Here is a 16,609-nt window from a genome sequence, read left to right as displayed (position 1 = left end):
TAGAGGGTATAGTTCAAGCCACACAATCTGGCATCCCCTCTTTGACTTTCTTTTCGAAAAATAAAAAAGCGTCCTTGCGGAAGTACTCCACAAGGACGCTTTTTCTTTGTATTTATCGTTGATTAGATCACTAATCCGCGTTCCCAATCAATGCGATCAATAATCACCTGAGAAAGTTCATCAAGTCCCAGCCTGCTTTTGGCAGCGATATGGATTGCATTGGGGTATAAATGGGTCAATGCCTCCTGCTGTTCCTCATCAAGCGTATCCCACTTATTCAGGATCAGCGTTGTCGGAATTTCGTGCAGTTCCATGTCCTCAAGAATACGTTCAACAGCTGCAATCTGCTTTTCCAATTCCGGATGTCCGGCATCTGCTACATGCAGCAACAGGTCTGCGGCCTCAAGCTCTTCAAGCGTTGCACGGAACGCTTCGCGCAACTCTTTCGGTAAATTTCGGATAAATCCTACGGTATCTGTCAGAATAAGCTCACGTTCTTCTGGAAAACGCAGTCTGCGGGTTGTGGGATCAAGCGTTGCAAACAGTTTATTCTCCGCAAGCACCGTTGAGTTGGTCAAAGCATTAAGTGTGGTCGACTTGCCCGCGTTTGTGTAGCCCACAAGCGCAGCGACTGGTACGCGAGCCTTGTTACGGCGATCACGCGCATACGCACGCTGCTTACGTAATGCAGCAAGCTCTTTTTTAAAACGGGCAATGCGATCACGCACTTTTCGTCGGTCAGTTTCAAGCTTGGTTTCACCCGGCCCACGGCCACCGATACCACCCATCAATCTGTCCATTGCACGGTTTTTACCAACCAGACGCGGCAGTGCGTACTGCAGTTGTGCCATCTCAACCTGTAATTTGCCTGCACGCGTTGTAGCGTGCTGTGCAAAAATATCGAGAATCAGCTGCGTCCTATCAATAACCTTTCGTTCAGTTACTTCCGTAAGGTTACGCAACTGCGCAGGGGAAAGCTCACCATCAAAAATGATCATGGAAGCATTACCCTGAAGGCAAAGGATTTCCAGCTCTGCAAGCTTACCTCTACCCATAATAAATTTATGATTTACCTGATGCACCCGCTGCACAAGTTTACCTGCAACAGAAACACCTGCGGTGTCAGCAAGCTCTGCCAGTTCATTCAGGTGTGACTCTTGAACATCCTTTGGCTGTGTGCTGACACTTACCAGAACCGCATGTTCTGAGCCGCTTTGTTTGCGGGCACTATCTGCTGTTCGTGCAAGCTCTTCTTCAAGAGCCTCGGTCTGCGCTTCAAAATCAATATCTACTTTTTCCCACGAGGTAGCTTCGTGCACATTGTACGACGCGCCGTCTTCGGAAGGTACAGGGAGAATATGAGCAGACTGAAAGGAAACAGGAGCGCCCATGCCATCGACAGTAAGCACTGAAACAGAATCCAGACGTAAGAAGAGCATATCCATCAGGTCTTCCTGCGAAAGAAGTGCATCGTTCAAATGAGTATGAACAAGACGCAGACCACGTAAACGATCGCTACTGGATCGAGCGCGAGGAAGTTCCGGAATATAAATGGCGCCGGTGTCACCCACCAGAACCATCTGTGGCTTGCCTTGGCGGTCAATAAGCAATGCTATCTGTCTGCCAACGCTGCGGGAAATAGCCGCAAGTTCGTGCGCCTGATCGGAAGTATATCCCTCTTTCACTGGATAACGGCGGGCAAAAAGCCGCTGGAGAGATTTTAACTGACTCGGTTTGAGTCCTTGTGTGTTGCCGAGAACCTTAGAGGCTATGATGAACTCCTGTTTTTTCTGTTGCCTCCGGCAGCGCTTGTCAGCGGGACGGCTCTGGCGGCCAAAAAAGCTTTCTGGAAAAAGGCTTTTCTTGACTATCCAAAGTGTTTCATCAGCGAAGTCAGCCAATTCATTATGAAGCTGGTCAACCTACACTTACGTTCCGTAACTCACCGTACTTCATCCAAACCTTGTCGGTTTTTCAGGAGGGGGAATTCCCCTCAGCCGCCGGAGGCATTTGAATATATGTTATTTAAATATCTTTGCTAGCAAGATACTCCGTAATCATTCCATCGTACTGAGAAGTACGCGCAAATGTTTTTACCGCCATATCACGACGAAGTGCAAGCCCTACGCGCATATCATTTTCGAGCAGTTCCTTCTGTACAGCTTTATACTCGGAAGGATCCGGAAGAACGAGAATAGAATGAAAATTTTTCGCTGCGGCACGAAGCATACAAGGGCCGCCGATGTCAATTTCTTCCACTGCGCCGCGTAAATCAAGACCGCGTGCTGCTGCGTTCTCAAAGTTGTAGAGGTTTACTACGATCAAATCGAACGCTGCAATTTCATGCTCTTTAAGGGTAGCAAGATGCTCCGGGTTATCCTTGTCTGCAAGGATACCACCATGAATAAACGGGTTAAGGGTTTTTACCCTGCCGCCAAGGATTTCAGGGAATCCGGTAACCTCACTTACAGGTGTAACCTTCAGCCCGGCTTCTTTAAGCATACGTGCTGTACCGCCGGTAGAAACCAACTCCACACCATTTTCGCTTAAGAACGTCGCAAATTCGACCAACCCAGTCTTATCAGTAGCACTCAACAGTGCTCGCTTAATAGGCAAAAGGTCCATTACTTCTCCAAAGTTTGTGAATTCCAGTTTGTTAACAAAAATCCTTTTCGTACATTAAGACAATTTGTTGCAATTAAAAATGCACTTTTTGTCTCAATCTGCGTGGATTGCCAGAATCATTTCCACTTTGCAAGGGCGTCATCTGTCTGACAGGTTGAGACAAGTTGAGATGTCCCATCACGTGAAAACCCTGATTATTCAAAGACTGGCGCAACTCTTGCTATTCTTTATATATGGACATCTTTAATTTTGATATGGCAGAATTTCTAAGTTTTCTGCTCACACTCATGCGACTCAGCCTTGTAGTTTTTCTGCTGCCATTCTTTGAAGGGAAAACCATCCCCCGTCTGGTAAAGGCTTCTGTATGCCTCATGCTTACCCTCGCCATATTCCCGTCATTATCTCTCAAAGCATCATCATTTCCTGCTCATCCTTTTGAAATTGCGATGATAATGGTCAGTGAAATTCTGCTCGGCATTCTACTGGGGCTTGCGGTCAGATTTATCTTTGCAGGCATCAGAACAGGTGGTCAGGTTATCGGTTTCCAGATGGGTTTCTCTATGCTTACCCTTGCTAACCCATCCTCAGGCGAACAGGAAGGAATCACATCTATCCTTCTGTATCAATTGAGTTTTACCGTTTTCATTGTTGCAAACGGTCACCTATATCTCATTAAAGCACTTACGGATTCATTCGATCTTATTCCGCCGGGAGGACTTGTCCTCTCTGCCACAGTAGGTCAGGAGATCCTCAGTTTATCCCTTACAATGTTTGTTTTAGCAATTAAAGTTGCTGCTCCGGTTATGATTTCTCTTATGCTTGTAGAATTAACTCTCGGCCTTATGGGGCGTGCAGCACCGCAAATGAACCTTCTCATGCTCGGTTTTCCAGTCAAAATCGCCGTGGGTCTTGTTTTCATCGGAATGCTCTTCACACTGATGGGACAACGTATGGAACAACTTATCATGAGCCTCGCCCCGATGTTCTCCAACCTGATGAAAGCCGGCTCTCCGCTGTTGCAATAATAAACAGGACACACAGACATGCCACAAAGCGATCCGAGTAAGACTGAAAAGGCGACGCCCAAGAAGCGGGACAAGACCCGCGAAGACGGTGACGTCGCCAAATCGCAAGAAGTTCCTAAAGCCGCAACCACCCTTGCGGGGATTATTATTGTCTATGCGTGGATTGGCGTCATTAACGAACGTATTCAAAGCATTATGCGCTCATGCTATACATTTGACGCCACGCTCGACATGACAACCAAGTCTGCCATCAACTTTATTAATGATGTGGCTTACGACCTTGCAGTCATGCTCATCCCTGTTTTTTTCTTTCTGTTTCTCTTTGCCGGACTATCCATGCGTGTTCAGGTTGGGCATCTGTGGACAGTGAAGGTATTCAAACCGAAATGGAACAAATTCAACCCGATAAAAGGGATGAAAAACATGTTCTTGTCCATGCAGACGCTTGTCCGACTTATTAAAAGCATCGCGTTTGCAGCCGTTATCGGTATTGCCCCGTACCTCGTCATTACGGATGAAATGGACAACTTTATCCTTCTCTACAACTCAACACCGGAAGGCATAGCAGAATATATGCTTCGCCTCATATTTAAGGTGTCTCTGTACGCTATGCTTGCCATGCTCGCCATTGCTCTTGCGGACTACTTCTACTCCCGCTGGGACTACGAAGAGAACATCAAGATGTCCAAAGACGAAGTTAAAGACGAACACAAACAAGCAGAAGGTGACCCGAAAGTGCGGTCTCAGCAACGCCAAAAAATGGCTGAGATGTCCCAGAAACGCATGATGCAAGATGTTCCGAAAGCGGACGTGATTGTCACAAACCCGACGCATATCTCTGTAGCTCTGCGTTACAACGCTATGGAAGCTCCGGCGCCTATCGTTGTAGCTATGGGGGCAGACAACATTGCTAAAAAAATTAGAGAAATTGCAAAAGAAAATAACATTCCTCTGCGAGAAAACGTGCCTCTGGCACGAGCTTTGTATAAGTCAGTGAAGGTGGGTGATCAAATTCCGGAAGATCTCTACAAAGCAGTAGCTTCCATCCTCGCATCACTCAATAAGTTTAAGCAAAAACAGTAGGTTAACAAACAGAACTGGTTTTACTCAGGCGTTATACAACTCTTCGAAAAAGGTGTCGGAAATATGGCTGCCAGCGCAAATGCTTCTACAATCAATTACGAACGTTTCTCTCAGCACGGTGATTTACTCCTTGCAGGCGGTGTGGTGCTCATTCTTTTTGTAATGCTCATCCCTATCCCGACCCTGCTTATGGACGTCATGCTCAGCATGTCCATCTCTCTGTCGTTACTGGTGCTCGTAACATCTATGTTCATCAAGTCACCGCTGGAATTTTCAATTTTCCCGACCTTGCTGCTTGTAACAACACTATTCCGCCTTGCCCTTAACGTGGCAACAACCCGTCTTATCCTGCTGCACGGCAGTGAAGGGCCGGACGCTGCCGGTGATGTAATTCAATCCTTCGGCCAATTCGTTGTCGGCGGTAATTATGTTATCGGTATCGTAATCTTCGCGATTCTTTTTATCCTGAATAAAATGGTTATTACCTCCGGTACAACACGTATCGCAGAAGTAGCAGCCCGATTCACTCTTGATGCTATGCCGGGTAAGCAGATGGCAATTGAGGCAGACTTGAACGCAGGTCTCCTTGATGAAAAAACTGCCACCATGCGCCGCGAAACTATTCGCCGGGAAGCTGACTTCTACGGTGCAATGGACGGTGCCGGTAAGTTCGTTCAGGGTGACGTAATGGCGGGTCTGCTTATTACTATAGTCAACATTACTGCAGGCATCCTGATTGCTGTTTTCCAAAACGGCATGTCATGGAATGACGCTCTTTCCACATACACTCTTCTCACCGTTGGTGATGGTCTCGTATCCACAATTCCGTCTCTCATTATCTCCACCGCTGCCGGCATCATCGTATCCCGTGCCGCGGCTGAAGCGAAAATGGGTGAAGAGTTCATCGGTCAGCTTACATCTAATTCTAAAGCACTTAATCTGGTCGGCTGCGTACTTCTCGTATTTGCTCTGGTTCCGGGTATGCCGTTCCTTGCATTTTCATTCTTCGCAATCTGCATGTTTGTCATTGCAAAACTTACATCCAACGCAAGTGCAGATGTTGCCCAGCGTACCGGTGCAGGCGCGGGGGGTGAACAGAAAGACGGTGAAAAAGCTCAAGAAGCATTGGATACTCCGGAAGCAGTACAGTCTCTTCTTCCTCTGGATGCTCTGGAACTGGAAGTTGGTTACGGTCTTATTCCGCTTGTTGATGAAGCACAGGACGGCAACCTGCTCTCCCGTATCAGAACAATCCGCAGACAGTTTGCACTGGATATGGGTGTCATTATTCCGTCCCTGCATCTTCGTGACAACCTGCAGCTTAAACCCGGACAGTACACAGTCCTTATCAAAGGCAATGAAATGGCAGGAGCAGAAATTCTCATCGACCATTTCCTCGCGATGGATCCGGGCGATGCCCGTCACTCCATTAAAGGCATCGAAACCCGTGAACCGGCATTTAACCTGCCAGCGCTGTGGGTACCGGAAGTTCAAAAAGAAGAAGCAGTACTTGCAGGGTACACTGTTGTTGACCCATCTACGGTTATTGCAACGCACCTTACCGAGGTATTCAAACGCAGCCTTGCTGATTTCCTTGGTCGTCAGGAAGTTCAGTCTCTGCTTGATAACCTTGCCAAGCACGCACCAAAAGCTGTGGAAGAACTTGTACCAAACGTGCTCACTTTGGGCGCAGTGCAAAAAGTTCTGCAAAATCTCGTACGAGAAAATATTTCGATCCGCGATCTGCTCACTATTGTTGAAACTCTCGCGGACTACGGAACAAGCGTTAAAAATCCAGATGTACTCACAGAGTATGTCCGCGAACGCTTAGCACGTACAATTGTTAGACCGTATATGGATCAGGAAAATACGCTCCCGATTATTATGCTGGACCCGAATGTGGAAAAAACTGTTCAGGAATCTATCCGACAGACAGAGGGCGGTGCATACCTTGCTCTTGACCCTGCCACAGCCCAGCAGGTTATTCAGGCCGTAAACTCAGCTGTAGAAAACGCTGTCGTTGCGGATGGTCAGCCGGTTATTCTGACATCCCCGATGGTACGTCCGCATCTTTCTCAACTTATTATGAGATTTATCCCGAACATTCCGGTAATATCTCAAGCAGAAATACCTGCAGACATTCGTTTGAACACTGTTGGTAATGTAGGAATCTAATATGCAGGTAAAAACATTCTCAGGACAGACAACACGGTCCGTACTCGCTCAGATCAAACAGGAAATGGGTGAAGAAGCAGTAATTCTTTCTAAACAGGAAGGCAGAGATGCGGACAGCCGCTGGTGCCAGATTACTGCCGGCGTAGAACATGCGGTGGATGAAATTCAGGAAGCTGAAACTCAGGAATATGCAGCGCCTTCCGGCTGGAGCCGCTGGCATGAAGAGTGGTCAGAAATTAAAGAGTACATTGCGGAACTCGTTAAACCTCGCCTCCAACTGCACAAGCTTTCTCCGCGCCAGCGTCTTGCACTGGAACACCTCCAGCGCCATGATATTGACGATACCGTAATTCTTCGCCTTGTACGCCCGCTTAAAAGTGATGCCGGCATGTCTATTCTTGGCCCGCTTGGTGACCTGATCACGTTCAAGCCTTGGGGAAATGAGTGGAAAGGTCGTGTTCACACTTTTGTCGGCCCTTTCGGTGCAGGTAAAACCAGTGCTGCAGTTCGTATGGCACTGGAATTGCGTAAACAAAATCAATCGATGCGTATCTGTTTTATCAATGCAGATTGCGCTCGGGGTAACGGCAGATTATTGTTACGGCACTACGCACAGCTTTGCGACATGGGTTATTACGAAATTCGTGACAGCATAACATTCGCAAATACCATACGCGATGCTGCAAAAAGTTATGACCGAATCATTATCGACATGCCGGGATTAGGGTTACGTGATTCATTTAAAGAGCAAGTTGAACACTTCGGATTGCAAGCTATCCGTGAAAATTCTTTCCATAGAGTGCTTTCACCAACGGCAAGTAGTAAACAACTTACCGCAACACTGGAAAAATACCGCGCAGTAAAGGGTGGCAGCATTGTCTGGACTAAGATCGATGAAGCTTGTACATTCGGAACGATAATCAACACAGCTGTCTCCACGGGACTTCCAATTTCAGCATTCTCTTACGGCGCCGGACTTAAGGGCACACTTGTTCCGGCTAAAGATGTAATGCTTTGGAGACTTATTTTTAAAAACCAGCTTCCCGGCGAATATACAATTCACCAGAATGCCTAAGGGCATATTGGAGATAATAGAACCATGAGTGGCAACCTTCCTCTTGTCCTGTCTGTAACCTCCGGTAAAGGAGGAGTAGGCAAAACAAACCTATCCGTTAACCTTGCGTACACATTAGCGCAAAAGGGTAAGCGTGTTGTTTTGTTGGATGCAGACTTAGGACTCGCAAACGTAGACGTTTTGCTTGGACTTACACCTGAGCAGAATCTCTTTCACCTATTCAGCGAAGGGGTTGCCCTTTCCGACATTCTGTATTCGACCCCGTACGGGTTTGATATTCTTCCTGCATCTTCCGGCATTGGTGAAATGCTCACGCTTTCCACCGGCCAAAAACTTGACCTGCTCGAGTCAATGGACAGCCTTGAAGATAAGGTAGATTTTCTTATTGTGGATACCGGTGCAGGCATTAATGACAACGTCTTGTACTTCAATCTTGCAGTACAGGAACGCATTGTAGTGCTTACAGCAGAACCTACATCATTGACCGATGCATACTCCCTCATTAAAGTCATGAAGCTGAACCACGGAGTTGAGCACTTTAAAGTTGTTGTGAACATGGCTGCTTCTGAAAAAGCAGCAAGAGAAATGTTCGTCCGTCTGTACTCAGCCTGTGACCACTTCCTGTCTGGAGTTTCTTTGGATTATGCCGGCTACCTGCCGCAAGATCCTGCCGTACGTAAAGCTATTGTGGCTCAACGTCCTGTTTGTCAACAGAATCCCACTGCTCCTGTTTGCGAAGCTATCGGCAAACTTGCAGATAAGATTCAAACTTGGGAAATATCTGCGAACCTTGATGGAAATATCAAGTTTTTCTGGAAAAAACTCCTCTTCCAGCACTAACGCCTGGAAGCTATTGGAGTCCGGCGAGAAGGCCTGGGGCGTCATGACCGACCGCGAACAAGAAAACGTGGTCCGTCACTATGCGCCTAAGGTTCGGTATCTTGCATCCCGTCTGAAAGTAAAGCTCCCTAAAAATGTGGAGCTTGGAGAACTTATCAGCGCGGGTACGCTTGGGCTTATGGAATCGCTGGGCAAGTTTAAGCCGGAAATGGGCATCAAATTCGATACCTACGCAGAAAACCGCATTCGCGGCGCAATGCTTGACGAATTACGACGCCTTGACTGGTTCCCTAGAAGCTTACGCCAACGCGTAAGACAAATTGAAGAAGCCATGCAACAGGTGGAGAACGACAAGGGACGTGCTGCCACCGAAGATGAACTGCAACAAGCAACAGGCCTTGATAAAGCCGGAGTCCGTGAAGGACTTGTTGCACTGCAAAGTCAACTTTGTCTCAATTTAGATCTAATACAAGACAGCATTTCTGCCGATGAGATGAGTGATGCAGACAGTCAGCCTTTCAAAAAGACTGCTTCTAAAGAAACATTACACCAGATTTCACAGCTGGTTGAGCAATTGACTCCTAGAGAGAAATTGGTATTGTCCCTCTACTATAGCGATGATCTAAATATGCGTGAAGCAGCAGAGGTTATGGGTGTAACTGAGGGTCGCATTTCGCAATTGCATTCTCAGGCACTACTTAAATTGCGTAATAATTTTTATGCAATGCATGGAAAAGACAGCGGATTATAAAGACTTAAGGAGTCTATTATGGGCTTTGATCCTAATATGCGTGTTCTTGTTGTAGACGATTTTTCTACTATGAGACGAATTGTTAAAAACATTCTTCGTCAACTTGGCTTCACTAACATTGTTGAAGCAGATGATGGAACGACGGCATGGGAAGTTCTTAACAAAGACCGTATCGAATTTGTTATTTCTGACTGGAACATGCCGCAAATGACAGGTATTGAACTGCTTAGAAAAGTTCGCAGCAGTGAAGAATTTGCAGACCTGCCTTTTTTGATGGTTACGGCAGAAGCACAGCAGGAAAACATTATTGAAGCTGTTCAGGCCAAAGTATCCAACTATGTGGTAAAGCCGTTCACAGCAGAAATTATGAAGCAGAAAATCGACAAGATTTTCCCGTAACTGTTCTTACTGCTCATAAAAATAATGCATCCGGTTTAGGAAAACCACAACATGCCGTATAAAGCGCTTGTCGTCTTCCTCTGCCGGATTGCCTTGTTTTAGTGGTATGCCCCACCAAACGCAGGACAGGTAATATATGACAAAGGCTCAATTAGACGTGGATACTCTTGCTACACCAGACACCATGACGCCTACAAAAGATGACAAGGTTGAACTTGATCTTGATGATGCGCCGTTTTTGATGGAAGACGAAGACGAGGACGAAGAACAGCCCCTTGACAACTCCACGTCCACTAATGCCGATTCTTTCTCTTCCTCTGAGGTAGAAACAGACCCTGAAGCGGTGCGTAAACGTAAGCGCAAGCTCATGTTCGGCGGCATCGGTCTGCTTGTCATCGCTCTTATTGCGTTAGGCTGGAACATGCTTCAACCTAAAGATACCCCGAGACCTGTTAAGCGTATTGTTAAGAAAGAAAAAGGCAAATACGACACACCACCTATTGTCCAGAAGGATAAGTTCGACGTCACTTGGGAGCCTTTCTGGGTTGAACAGCGCGACTCAAAAAAGGATATTCGTTTCCTTGTCTGCAAGTTTGCCGTGTTCACAGATAATGAAAAACTCGCGTGGGAAGCTAAGAACAAAAAAGTGACACTTCGTGATGCAATTTTCTATTACCTGCGAAACAAAGACCTTAAGTTTCTTTCTGATAAAGAAAATGTGCAGCTGCTCAAATCTGACTTGTTGACAGTTGTTAACCAGTATATGGGGAATGGTCAGTTCAAGGACGTCTTTATTGAAAACTATTTGGTAAAATAGTTATGTCCATTGAAACTGAAATCCCTTTAATACTCCAGCAGATGGGGCGTGTTCAAAAAATTGCAGAGCAGGAAAAGTCACGCCCTGAACGACAGCAGGCTACTGCGCGCGATGCAGCACGCAGGGGGGGCGAACTCGCCCGAGAGCATGTGACTGAGACACAATCCGCTGAACAGACTCATCTTGATGTTGATGAAGACGGCCACGGACAACAACAAAACCAACACCTTTCCTCCGATTCCAGACACACAACAGCGCCTGAACAAGACGTTGAGACCAAACCTACGTCTGAAAGCGCCTGGCAAGGCAAAATTATAGATACCAAAGTATAACAATGACATTCTCCCAGCTTATTTTGCTTTTTATCAGCGGCTCAGAGCTGCTGTTACTGGCTCTCCTTATCGTATTTTATATGCGTTTACGCAAAAGCGAAGTGCTTCTTACATCCATGCAGGCAGGGCAGGAATCATTAGTTGCCAAAATGCATTTCAATGCTGAACTTGAACAGGAAATTGTAGATTCCTTTGCAAGACGCCAGCAAGAGCTTCAGGCACTTGAAATGCAATTAGAATCACGTGCGCAGGAATTACGCACACTCCTTGAGCAGGCAGAAGCTATCAGCCGCTCTCCCCAGTTCTTACGGGAACTGATTTTAACCGGCCGCAAGAAAGGGCAGACAATTCCTCAGCTCGCCAAGGCAACCAACCTTTCCATTGATGAAGTTGAACTCATTCTTATGAAAGCTGAATAAGCGACAAAGCAACCCAGTTCATTGCCAGTCGCAGTACATACTGTACCTGACACAGGTGTTCCATGCGCATTTCCCGCAACAGCAATCCATATGGAGGCAGCCAGTCCTCCACTACAACCAGCCGAGGCGCTATCTTTAAGCGCAAGGTGAAGGTTGGACAGCTTCTCAAAGGCAGAATGCTCCGTATTGAGCAGGAAGGCTTTGCGTGGGTGCTCATTGGGGATATGGAACTACTCGCACAAGTGGAAAACATGCCGGCCCCCGGACAATGGCTCGAGTTTCTTGTGCTCTCCCTTGAACCATCTATTCTGCTGCGCCAGCTTCAGCACGGTACTGATCCACGAGGGACTGTATTTCTTCGGGACTATATCCGCTCATATCTAACGGAGAGGGATAAACTTGACACTCTGCTGTCCCATTCTCTGTGGAGCTCAGTCAACCTTGCTGACGATACGTCTTTCACTGCAGCTCATACAGCACTCATTACCTTTTTGACACACACTCCCATGGCCCTTGACCAGTTCACCCGAGTCATGCGACTACATTCCAGCGTACAGCAAATGGTTTCGACTTCAGGGCACGGAACGTTTCACTACATGCCCTGGCTCATGCCCTCCGCAAAAGGCGTAGAACTGCTCATTTCCAAGCCGGAAAACAGTATTTGCACCGTCACAGCAGGTGTAATACTACAAGGGGCACAGCATGTACTTGCAGCGGGTCAAGTAAACCTGTCTGCCGATCCCATCTCATTCGCCTATCGCCTCCTGCTTGATAAAAATTGTAAAGCAGGTAACAACACCTCTCGAGCTAACTCCGCATCCTGCAAATGCCTTGGCACCGCAGATTTACCATCAGGAGCGCATGACATCCTCTCTTTGATCTTCAAGGAAATACCTACACAGCGTAGGGGACTGGATCTGCGCGCCTAATCAGAATGACAAAGCACCTTGCGATACGGCTGTATAATGCTCGCAATATAAAAATTTCAAAACGGTACTACATCTATGCAGTATACTGATAATACTGGGTTACACATCACCCCTGCCCGTCCATGGCTTGCGCCCCTTGCCGGATACTCAGACCTTTGCTTCAGACTCTTATGCAAGGAGTTCGGTGCGTCTGTTGTCTGCTCGGAAATGGTCAGCGCTAAAGGACTTTACTACAACGGCAATAGCACCCGTAAGCTGCTTGAAACCACAGAGAAAGAATCTCCTGCAATTTTCCAACTCTTTGGGAATGATGCAGACATCATGTCGCATGCTATGGAGTATCTGGTAAAAGGCGGCTATACATGGTTTGATTTGAATATGGGCTGCTCTGTACGCAAAGTATTCAAACAAGGCTGTGGATCTTCCATGATGCGCGACCTCGATAACTCGCTCAAAGTTGCCAAAGCAATGATCAGCATTGGCGGCAAGGGCAAAGTAGGATTCAAGTTCCGCCTCGGCGTTGATTCCGAGCAGGAAGTGTACAAAGAGCTTGCACTCAGGCTTGAAGATGCTGGTGCGGGCTGGCTTACTCTGCATCCGCGTACTGCAGCACAGGGATTTTCCGGAAACGCGCGCTGGTCTGCCATCAAAGAAGTCGTTGAGGCCGTCTCTATTCCGGTTATTGCCAGCGGTGACTTACTGGAACCTGAAGACGGTGTGAGGTGCGTCAAAGAAACCGGTGCAGCATCTGTTATGTTCGCACGCGGTGCCATCGGCAACCCTGCTATTTTTGACGAGTACACAACGCTCTACAAAGGTGAAACACTCAAACGTCCTGATCCGCTCAAGACCATGCATCTCATTCAACGCCACAAGGAGCTTGCCCTTGAATACACGAATGAACGTACGGCCCTCTTTAAAATGCGGACATTTGTTCCACGCTATGTACGCTTGTTCAAAGGGGCAAAGGCCCTACGTCAGCAGCTCGCCACATGTGCAGGCTGGAAACAGATTGATGCGGTCATAGAAGATTTTTTTGCCCGCTGCGAAGCGGTTGATCTGGACAACATCTCAGAAACCATCAGCATGCAGAATACATCGGAGTAAGTATGGAAGTACGTAGGGCTAAAACATCCGGCTTTTGTTTCGGGGTTTCACTGGCGTTGGAAAAACTGGATGCAGAAGTAGAAAAAAATGATGCAAAAATTGCGACTCTGGGGCCAATCATTCATAACCCTCAGGTTCTTGAACAATATAAAAATATGAATGTACGCTGCCTTGAACACGCAGATGACGCAAATAAAGATGAACGTGTTATTATCCGTGCGCATGGTATTCCCAGAGAAACCGAAACAACATTAACAGACTCATGCAAAGAAGTTGTTGATGCAACATGTCCAAAGGTTAAACGCGCTCAGCTTGGTATCTACAACATAATAGGCAAAGGGTGCTTTCTTCTTTTATACGGCGAAAAAGACCATCCGGAAGTGCGTGGACTGATGAGTTATGCCGATGACAGAGCCTTTTTGTTTAATTCACTTGAGGAGCTCAAGAAATTTCCACTTTCTGCCGATATAGACTATTGCCTCGCTGCGCAGACTACACAGGACAGAGAGGAATTTTCCCGAATAGATGAGTACCTTCAAGAAAAGCTGGCAGAGCGACTTCAAGTACTTAATACTATTTGCAATGCGACAAGAGAACGACAACAAGAAGCCATTGCACTTGCAAAAAAAGTGGATGCAATGGTTGTTGTGGGAGGCTACAGCAGCGGAAATACCCGCAGGCTAGCGGATGTTTCCCGTGCACAAGGGTGCCTTACCTTCCATGTTGAACGACCGGAAGAACTTTCTGCCTCGGATTTTAAAGGCATGAAAGTAGTAGGACTCACCGCCGGTGCTTCAACCCCGCGTTCTATTATTGATGCTACGGAAGAATTCCTTATGAATTTGTAGAAGTACACTTTTTTATAAGTCTGCGCGAACTAGAACCACGCACCGGAGAACGCCATGCAGACAAACATACTTTTAGAGTCCGGCACCAACGAGCTGGAAATTGTTGAATTTTTCTTGGATGAACTTGAGATAGACGGCACCAACTATCGCGGTTACTACGGAGTAAACGTAGCGAAGGTGCTCGAAATTATCAGAATGCCTACCGTAACAGAACTACCTGAAAGCGGTCATTCCTGTATTTTAGGTGCTTTTAACCTCCGTTCACAGGTTATCCCGCTTGTTGACCTGTCTATGTGGCTTGGAAAACACCGTGAAGAAACAGAACCACCAAAAGTTATTGTAACAGAATTCAACAACGTATGTACCGCGTTCCAGGTATCCGGTGTCAACCGTATTCATCGCATCAGCTGGGAAGAGGTTGAACCGCCAAGCAGCTACGTTTCTAATTTAAGCGGACAGTCCATTACCGGTGTCGTTAAAATTAATGACCGTATCATTTTCCTGCTCGACCTCGAAAGAATTGTTGCTAACTTGAATCCGGAACTTGCACTCAAACTTGATGACGCAATCGACTGGGAAGACGGCGAAAGCCGCCGTGCATTGATCACCGATGACTCCGGTCTTATTCGTGAAATGCTTACCGACCTTTTGGAAAAAGCTAATTTTCAGGTTGAAGCACACAACAACGGTAAAGAGGCATGGGACAGGCTGCGTCAGCTCAAATCTATCGCCGAAGAGAATAACAGGCCGCTCACTGACTACGTTCAGGTAGTAGTCTCCGATATTGAAATGCCTGCAATGGATGGTCACTCCCTTTGCAAGGCAATCAAGGAAGACTCCGTTCTCGGAAAACTGCCGGTTATCCTGTTCTCCTCACTCATTACGGATAAACTGCGCCACAAAGGCGAATCCGTTGGTGCAGATATGCAGGTATCAAAGCCGGAAGTAACTCTGCTTGCACAGCGCGCCATCGAGCTAATCGAAGAGCGCCGTCAACAGTCTGCATAATTTCTGACTCTAATACGAAAACAAAAGGGTGGAGCAATTGCTCCACCCTTTTTTATTTCTATGGACAGACCGCTTCAACATTATCATAATCAGCGGCTCGAAGAACATTAAGGCTGGCAATAGCCAGTTTGCAGCAGGATATATTCAATGGGTAAAAAAAAATCTAAACCGGCGCCATTACCGCAAAGCCTTGCGCTGCCGTATACCGGTGTCGAGTCTCACGCACATCTCGACCTACCGCCGTTCTCTTCCGACATTGAAGAGGTGCTGAAACGCGCAAAAGAATCCGGAGTGCGCTATATCTGCAACGTATTCCTTGGGCATGAAGCATGGAAGAACAACCGTCACCTTTTTGAACAGCATGACGAAGTCTTCTTCATTCTCGGCACACACCCAAGCCACGTGGATCAATGCACTGATGCAGAGCTAAATGCTATGCGTGCAGCCTTCGCTGAAGACAGCAGGCTTCGTGGTATCGGTGAAATTGGGCTGGATTATTACTGGGATCATTTCCCACGTGAAAATCAAAAAGACATTTTTATTAAGCAACTTCATTTAGCAAAAGAGCTTAATACCCGTGTCATCATTCATTCAAGAGATGCAGCAGAAGATACTATCGACGTGTTGGAAGCAGAAGGTTTTGTAGACTATCCCGTGCTCTGGCATTGCTTTGGCGGTGACGCAGAGCTTGCTGAACGCATTATTAAGAACGGATGGTATCTCTCTATTCCGGGTACGGTGACATATCCAAAAAATGAAGAAGCACGCGAAGCACTCAAAGTTATCCCTCTGGATCGCATGCTTATAGAAACAGACTGCCCGTATCTTACGCCTGTTCCTTACCGCGGAAAGCGTAACGAGCCAGCCTACACAGTATTTACAGCAGAATGTGTTGCCAAAGAACTCGGTATTGATACCGAAGAGCTCTGGACAACCTGCGGCAACAACGCAATCCGCTTTTTTGGGTTATAGAACGGGTCAGCCGCTGGCGATTCTGCGGCTCTTCGAACAAATTTTCTTTATCTTCGACGGGCAAGTTGGCAGTCCTTTGCATCCCCGCAAGCTCTGTCCCCTTTCTTGATTTCGATTACACGAAAAGTACTGTCCCCAGATGACTTTTACGGTTTCAAGTGAATAGCCCCCTGAGCTCGGCAAAGGGGGCTTATTATCTACACT

At 47.0% G+C, this 16,609-nt stretch carries 17 protein-coding genes; 15 read left to right on the top strand and 2 right to left on the bottom strand.

What is annotated here, in order from left to right:
- Nucleotides 1–122: 122 nt before the first annotated feature.
- Together hflX and F461_RS0102910 are read right to left on the bottom strand one after the other, a co-directional pair.
- Nucleotides 123–1,901 (bottom strand): GTPase HflX, encoded by a 1,779-nt coding sequence (gene hflX / locus F461_RS0102915; RefSeq protein WP_019999658.1) that lies wholly within the window; start codon nucleotides 1,899–1,901, stop codon nucleotides 123–125.
- Between the two features lie 124 nt (nucleotides 1,902–2,025).
- On the bottom strand, nucleotides 2,026–2,625 hold the full coding sequence (locus F461_RS0102910; RefSeq protein ID WP_019999657.1) for an IMP cyclohydrolase: 600 nt from the start codon (nucleotides 2,623–2,625) through the stop codon (nucleotides 2,026–2,028).
- Between the two features lie 254 nt (nucleotides 2,626–2,879).
- Here F461_RS0102910 and fliR point away from each other — a divergent pair, with 254 nt between their 5' ends.
- From fliR to F461_RS0102835, 15 genes are all read left to right on the top strand, one after another.
- Nucleotides 2,880–3,650: a flagellar biosynthetic protein FliR gene (fliR, locus tag F461_RS0102905; RefSeq protein WP_234702111.1), complete on the top strand. Its 771-nt coding sequence runs from the start codon at nucleotides 2,880–2,882 to the stop codon at nucleotides 3,648–3,650.
- 18 nt (nucleotides 3,651–3,668) lie between these two features.
- Nucleotides 3,669–4,733: a flagellar biosynthesis protein FlhB gene (gene flhB / locus F461_RS0102900; protein WP_019999655.1), complete on the top strand. Its 1,065-nt coding sequence runs from the start codon at nucleotides 3,669–3,671 to the stop codon at nucleotides 4,731–4,733.
- 63 nt (nucleotides 4,734–4,796) lie between these two features.
- Nucleotides 4,797–6,908, top strand: coding sequence for a flagellar biosynthesis protein FlhA (gene flhA, locus F461_RS0102895; protein ID WP_019999654.1), 2,112 nt, complete (start codon nucleotides 4,797–4,799; stop codon nucleotides 6,906–6,908).
- Between the two features lies 1 nt (nucleotide 6,909).
- On the top strand, nucleotides 6,910–7,983 hold the full coding sequence (locus F461_RS0102890) for a flagellar biosynthesis protein FlhF (protein WP_019999653.1): 1,074 nt from the start codon (nucleotides 6,910–6,912) through the stop codon (nucleotides 7,981–7,983).
- 24 nt (nucleotides 7,984–8,007) lie between these two features.
- The gene (locus tag F461_RS0102885; protein WP_019999652.1) at nucleotides 8,008–8,823 is read left to right on the top strand and encodes a MinD/ParA family protein; all 816 of its coding nucleotides are present in this window, start codon (nucleotides 8,008–8,010) and stop codon (nucleotides 8,821–8,823) included.
- Complete coding sequence (locus tag F461_RS0102880; protein ID WP_026364585.1) at nucleotides 8,777–9,574, top strand: FliA/WhiG family RNA polymerase sigma factor; 798 nt, start codon at nucleotides 8,777–8,779, stop codon at nucleotides 9,572–9,574. Before F461_RS0102885 ends, F461_RS0102880 begins: the two co-directional genes overlap by 47 nt.
- 18 nt (nucleotides 9,575–9,592) lie before the next feature.
- Entirely contained in the window at nucleotides 9,593–9,973 is a 381-nt protein-coding gene (locus F461_RS0102875; protein WP_019999650.1) for a chemotaxis response regulator CheY, read from the top strand.
- Nucleotides 9,974–10,109: 136 nt separating this feature from the next.
- A complete protein-coding gene (locus tag F461_RS16905) occupies nucleotides 10,110–10,790 on the top strand; it encodes a flagellar basal body-associated FliL family protein (protein ID WP_019999649.1) in 681 nt (226 codons plus the stop codon).
- A 2-nt stretch (nucleotides 10,791–10,792) separates the two neighbouring features.
- The gene (locus F461_RS0102865; protein WP_019999648.1) at nucleotides 10,793–11,122 is read left to right on the top strand and encodes a hypothetical protein; all 330 of its coding nucleotides are present in this window, start codon (nucleotides 10,793–10,795) and stop codon (nucleotides 11,120–11,122) included.
- A 2-nt stretch (nucleotides 11,123–11,124) separates the two neighbouring features.
- The gene (locus F461_RS0102860; protein ID WP_019999647.1) at nucleotides 11,125–11,541 is read left to right on the top strand and encodes a hypothetical protein; all 417 of its coding nucleotides are present in this window, start codon (nucleotides 11,125–11,127) and stop codon (nucleotides 11,539–11,541) included.
- Nucleotides 11,542–11,603: 62 nt separating this feature from the next.
- Entirely contained in the window at nucleotides 11,604–12,470 is an 867-nt protein-coding gene (locus tag F461_RS0102855; protein ID WP_019999646.1) for a hypothetical protein, read from the top strand.
- Nucleotides 12,471–12,545: 75 nt separating this feature from the next.
- Nucleotides 12,546–13,577, top strand: a complete 1,032-nt coding sequence (locus F461_RS0102850) for a tRNA dihydrouridine synthase (RefSeq protein ID WP_019999645.1) — start codon at nucleotides 12,546–12,548, stop codon at nucleotides 13,575–13,577.
- A gap of 2 nt (nucleotides 13,578–13,579) precedes the next feature.
- Entirely contained in the window at nucleotides 13,580–14,425 is an 846-nt protein-coding gene (gene ispH, locus F461_RS0102845) for a 4-hydroxy-3-methylbut-2-enyl diphosphate reductase (RefSeq protein WP_019999644.1), read from the top strand.
- A gap of 54 nt (nucleotides 14,426–14,479) precedes the next feature.
- Nucleotides 14,480–15,433 carry a chemotaxis protein gene (locus tag F461_RS0102840; protein ID WP_019999643.1) on the top strand — a complete coding sequence of 318 codons (954 nt, stop codon included), beginning with the start codon at nucleotides 14,480–14,482 and terminating at the stop codon, nucleotides 15,431–15,433.
- A 147-nt stretch (nucleotides 15,434–15,580) separates the two neighbouring features.
- Entirely contained in the window at nucleotides 15,581–16,405 is an 825-nt protein-coding gene (locus F461_RS0102835) for a TatD family hydrolase (protein ID WP_019999642.1), read from the top strand.
- Nucleotides 16,406–16,609 lie beyond the last annotated feature (204 nt).

Origin of the sequence: Halodesulfovibrio aestuarii DSM 17919 = ATCC 29578 (assembly GCF_000384815.1) — a bacterium.
GTDB classification, from domain to species: Bacteria; Desulfobacterota; Desulfovibrionia; order Desulfovibrionales; family Desulfovibrionaceae; genus Halodesulfovibrio; species Halodesulfovibrio aestuarii.
The sequence above is the reverse complement of the archived record's forward strand: the minus strand, read 5'-3'. Positions and strand labels throughout refer to the sequence as shown.

Coding starts and splice junctions, on each gene's coding strand:
- F461_RS0102910 (WP_019999657.1), bottom strand. CDS start 2,625: ATGGACCTTTTGCCTATTAAGCGAGCACTGTTGAGTGCTACTGATAAG.
- fliR (WP_234702111.1), top strand. CDS start 2,880: ATGGCAGAATTTCTAAGTTTTCTGCTCACACTCATGCGACTCAGCCTT.
- flhB (WP_019999655.1), top strand. CDS start 3,669: ATGCCACAAAGCGATCCGAGTAAGACTGAAAAGGCGACGCCCAAGAAG.
- flhA (WP_019999654.1), top strand. CDS start 4,797: ATGGCTGCCAGCGCAAATGCTTCTACAATCAATTACGAACGTTTCTCT.
- F461_RS0102890 (WP_019999653.1), top strand. CDS start 6,910: ATGCAGGTAAAAACATTCTCAGGACAGACAACACGGTCCGTACTCGCT.
- F461_RS0102885 (WP_019999652.1), top strand. CDS start 8,008: ATGAGTGGCAACCTTCCTCTTGTCCTGTCTGTAACCTCCGGTAAAGGA.
- F461_RS0102880 (WP_026364585.1), top strand. CDS start 8,777: ATGGAAATATCAAGTTTTTCTGGAAAAAACTCCTCTTCCAGCACTAAC.
- F461_RS0102875 (WP_019999650.1), top strand. CDS start 9,593: ATGGGCTTTGATCCTAATATGCGTGTTCTTGTTGTAGACGATTTTTCT.
- F461_RS16905 (WP_019999649.1), top strand. CDS start 10,110: ATGACAAAGGCTCAATTAGACGTGGATACTCTTGCTACACCAGACACC.
- F461_RS0102865 (WP_019999648.1), top strand. CDS start 10,793: ATGTCCATTGAAACTGAAATCCCTTTAATACTCCAGCAGATGGGGCGT.
- F461_RS0102860 (WP_019999647.1), top strand. CDS start 11,125: ATGACATTCTCCCAGCTTATTTTGCTTTTTATCAGCGGCTCAGAGCTG.
- F461_RS0102855 (WP_019999646.1), top strand. CDS start 11,604: ATGCGCATTTCCCGCAACAGCAATCCATATGGAGGCAGCCAGTCCTCC.
- F461_RS0102850 (WP_019999645.1), top strand. CDS start 12,546: ATGCAGTATACTGATAATACTGGGTTACACATCACCCCTGCCCGTCCA.
- ispH (WP_019999644.1), top strand. CDS start 13,580: ATGGAAGTACGTAGGGCTAAAACATCCGGCTTTTGTTTCGGGGTTTCA.
- F461_RS0102840 (WP_019999643.1), top strand. CDS start 14,480: ATGCAGACAAACATACTTTTAGAGTCCGGCACCAACGAGCTGGAAATT.
- F461_RS0102835 (WP_019999642.1), top strand. CDS start 15,581: ATGGGTAAAAAAAAATCTAAACCGGCGCCATTACCGCAAAGCCTTGCG.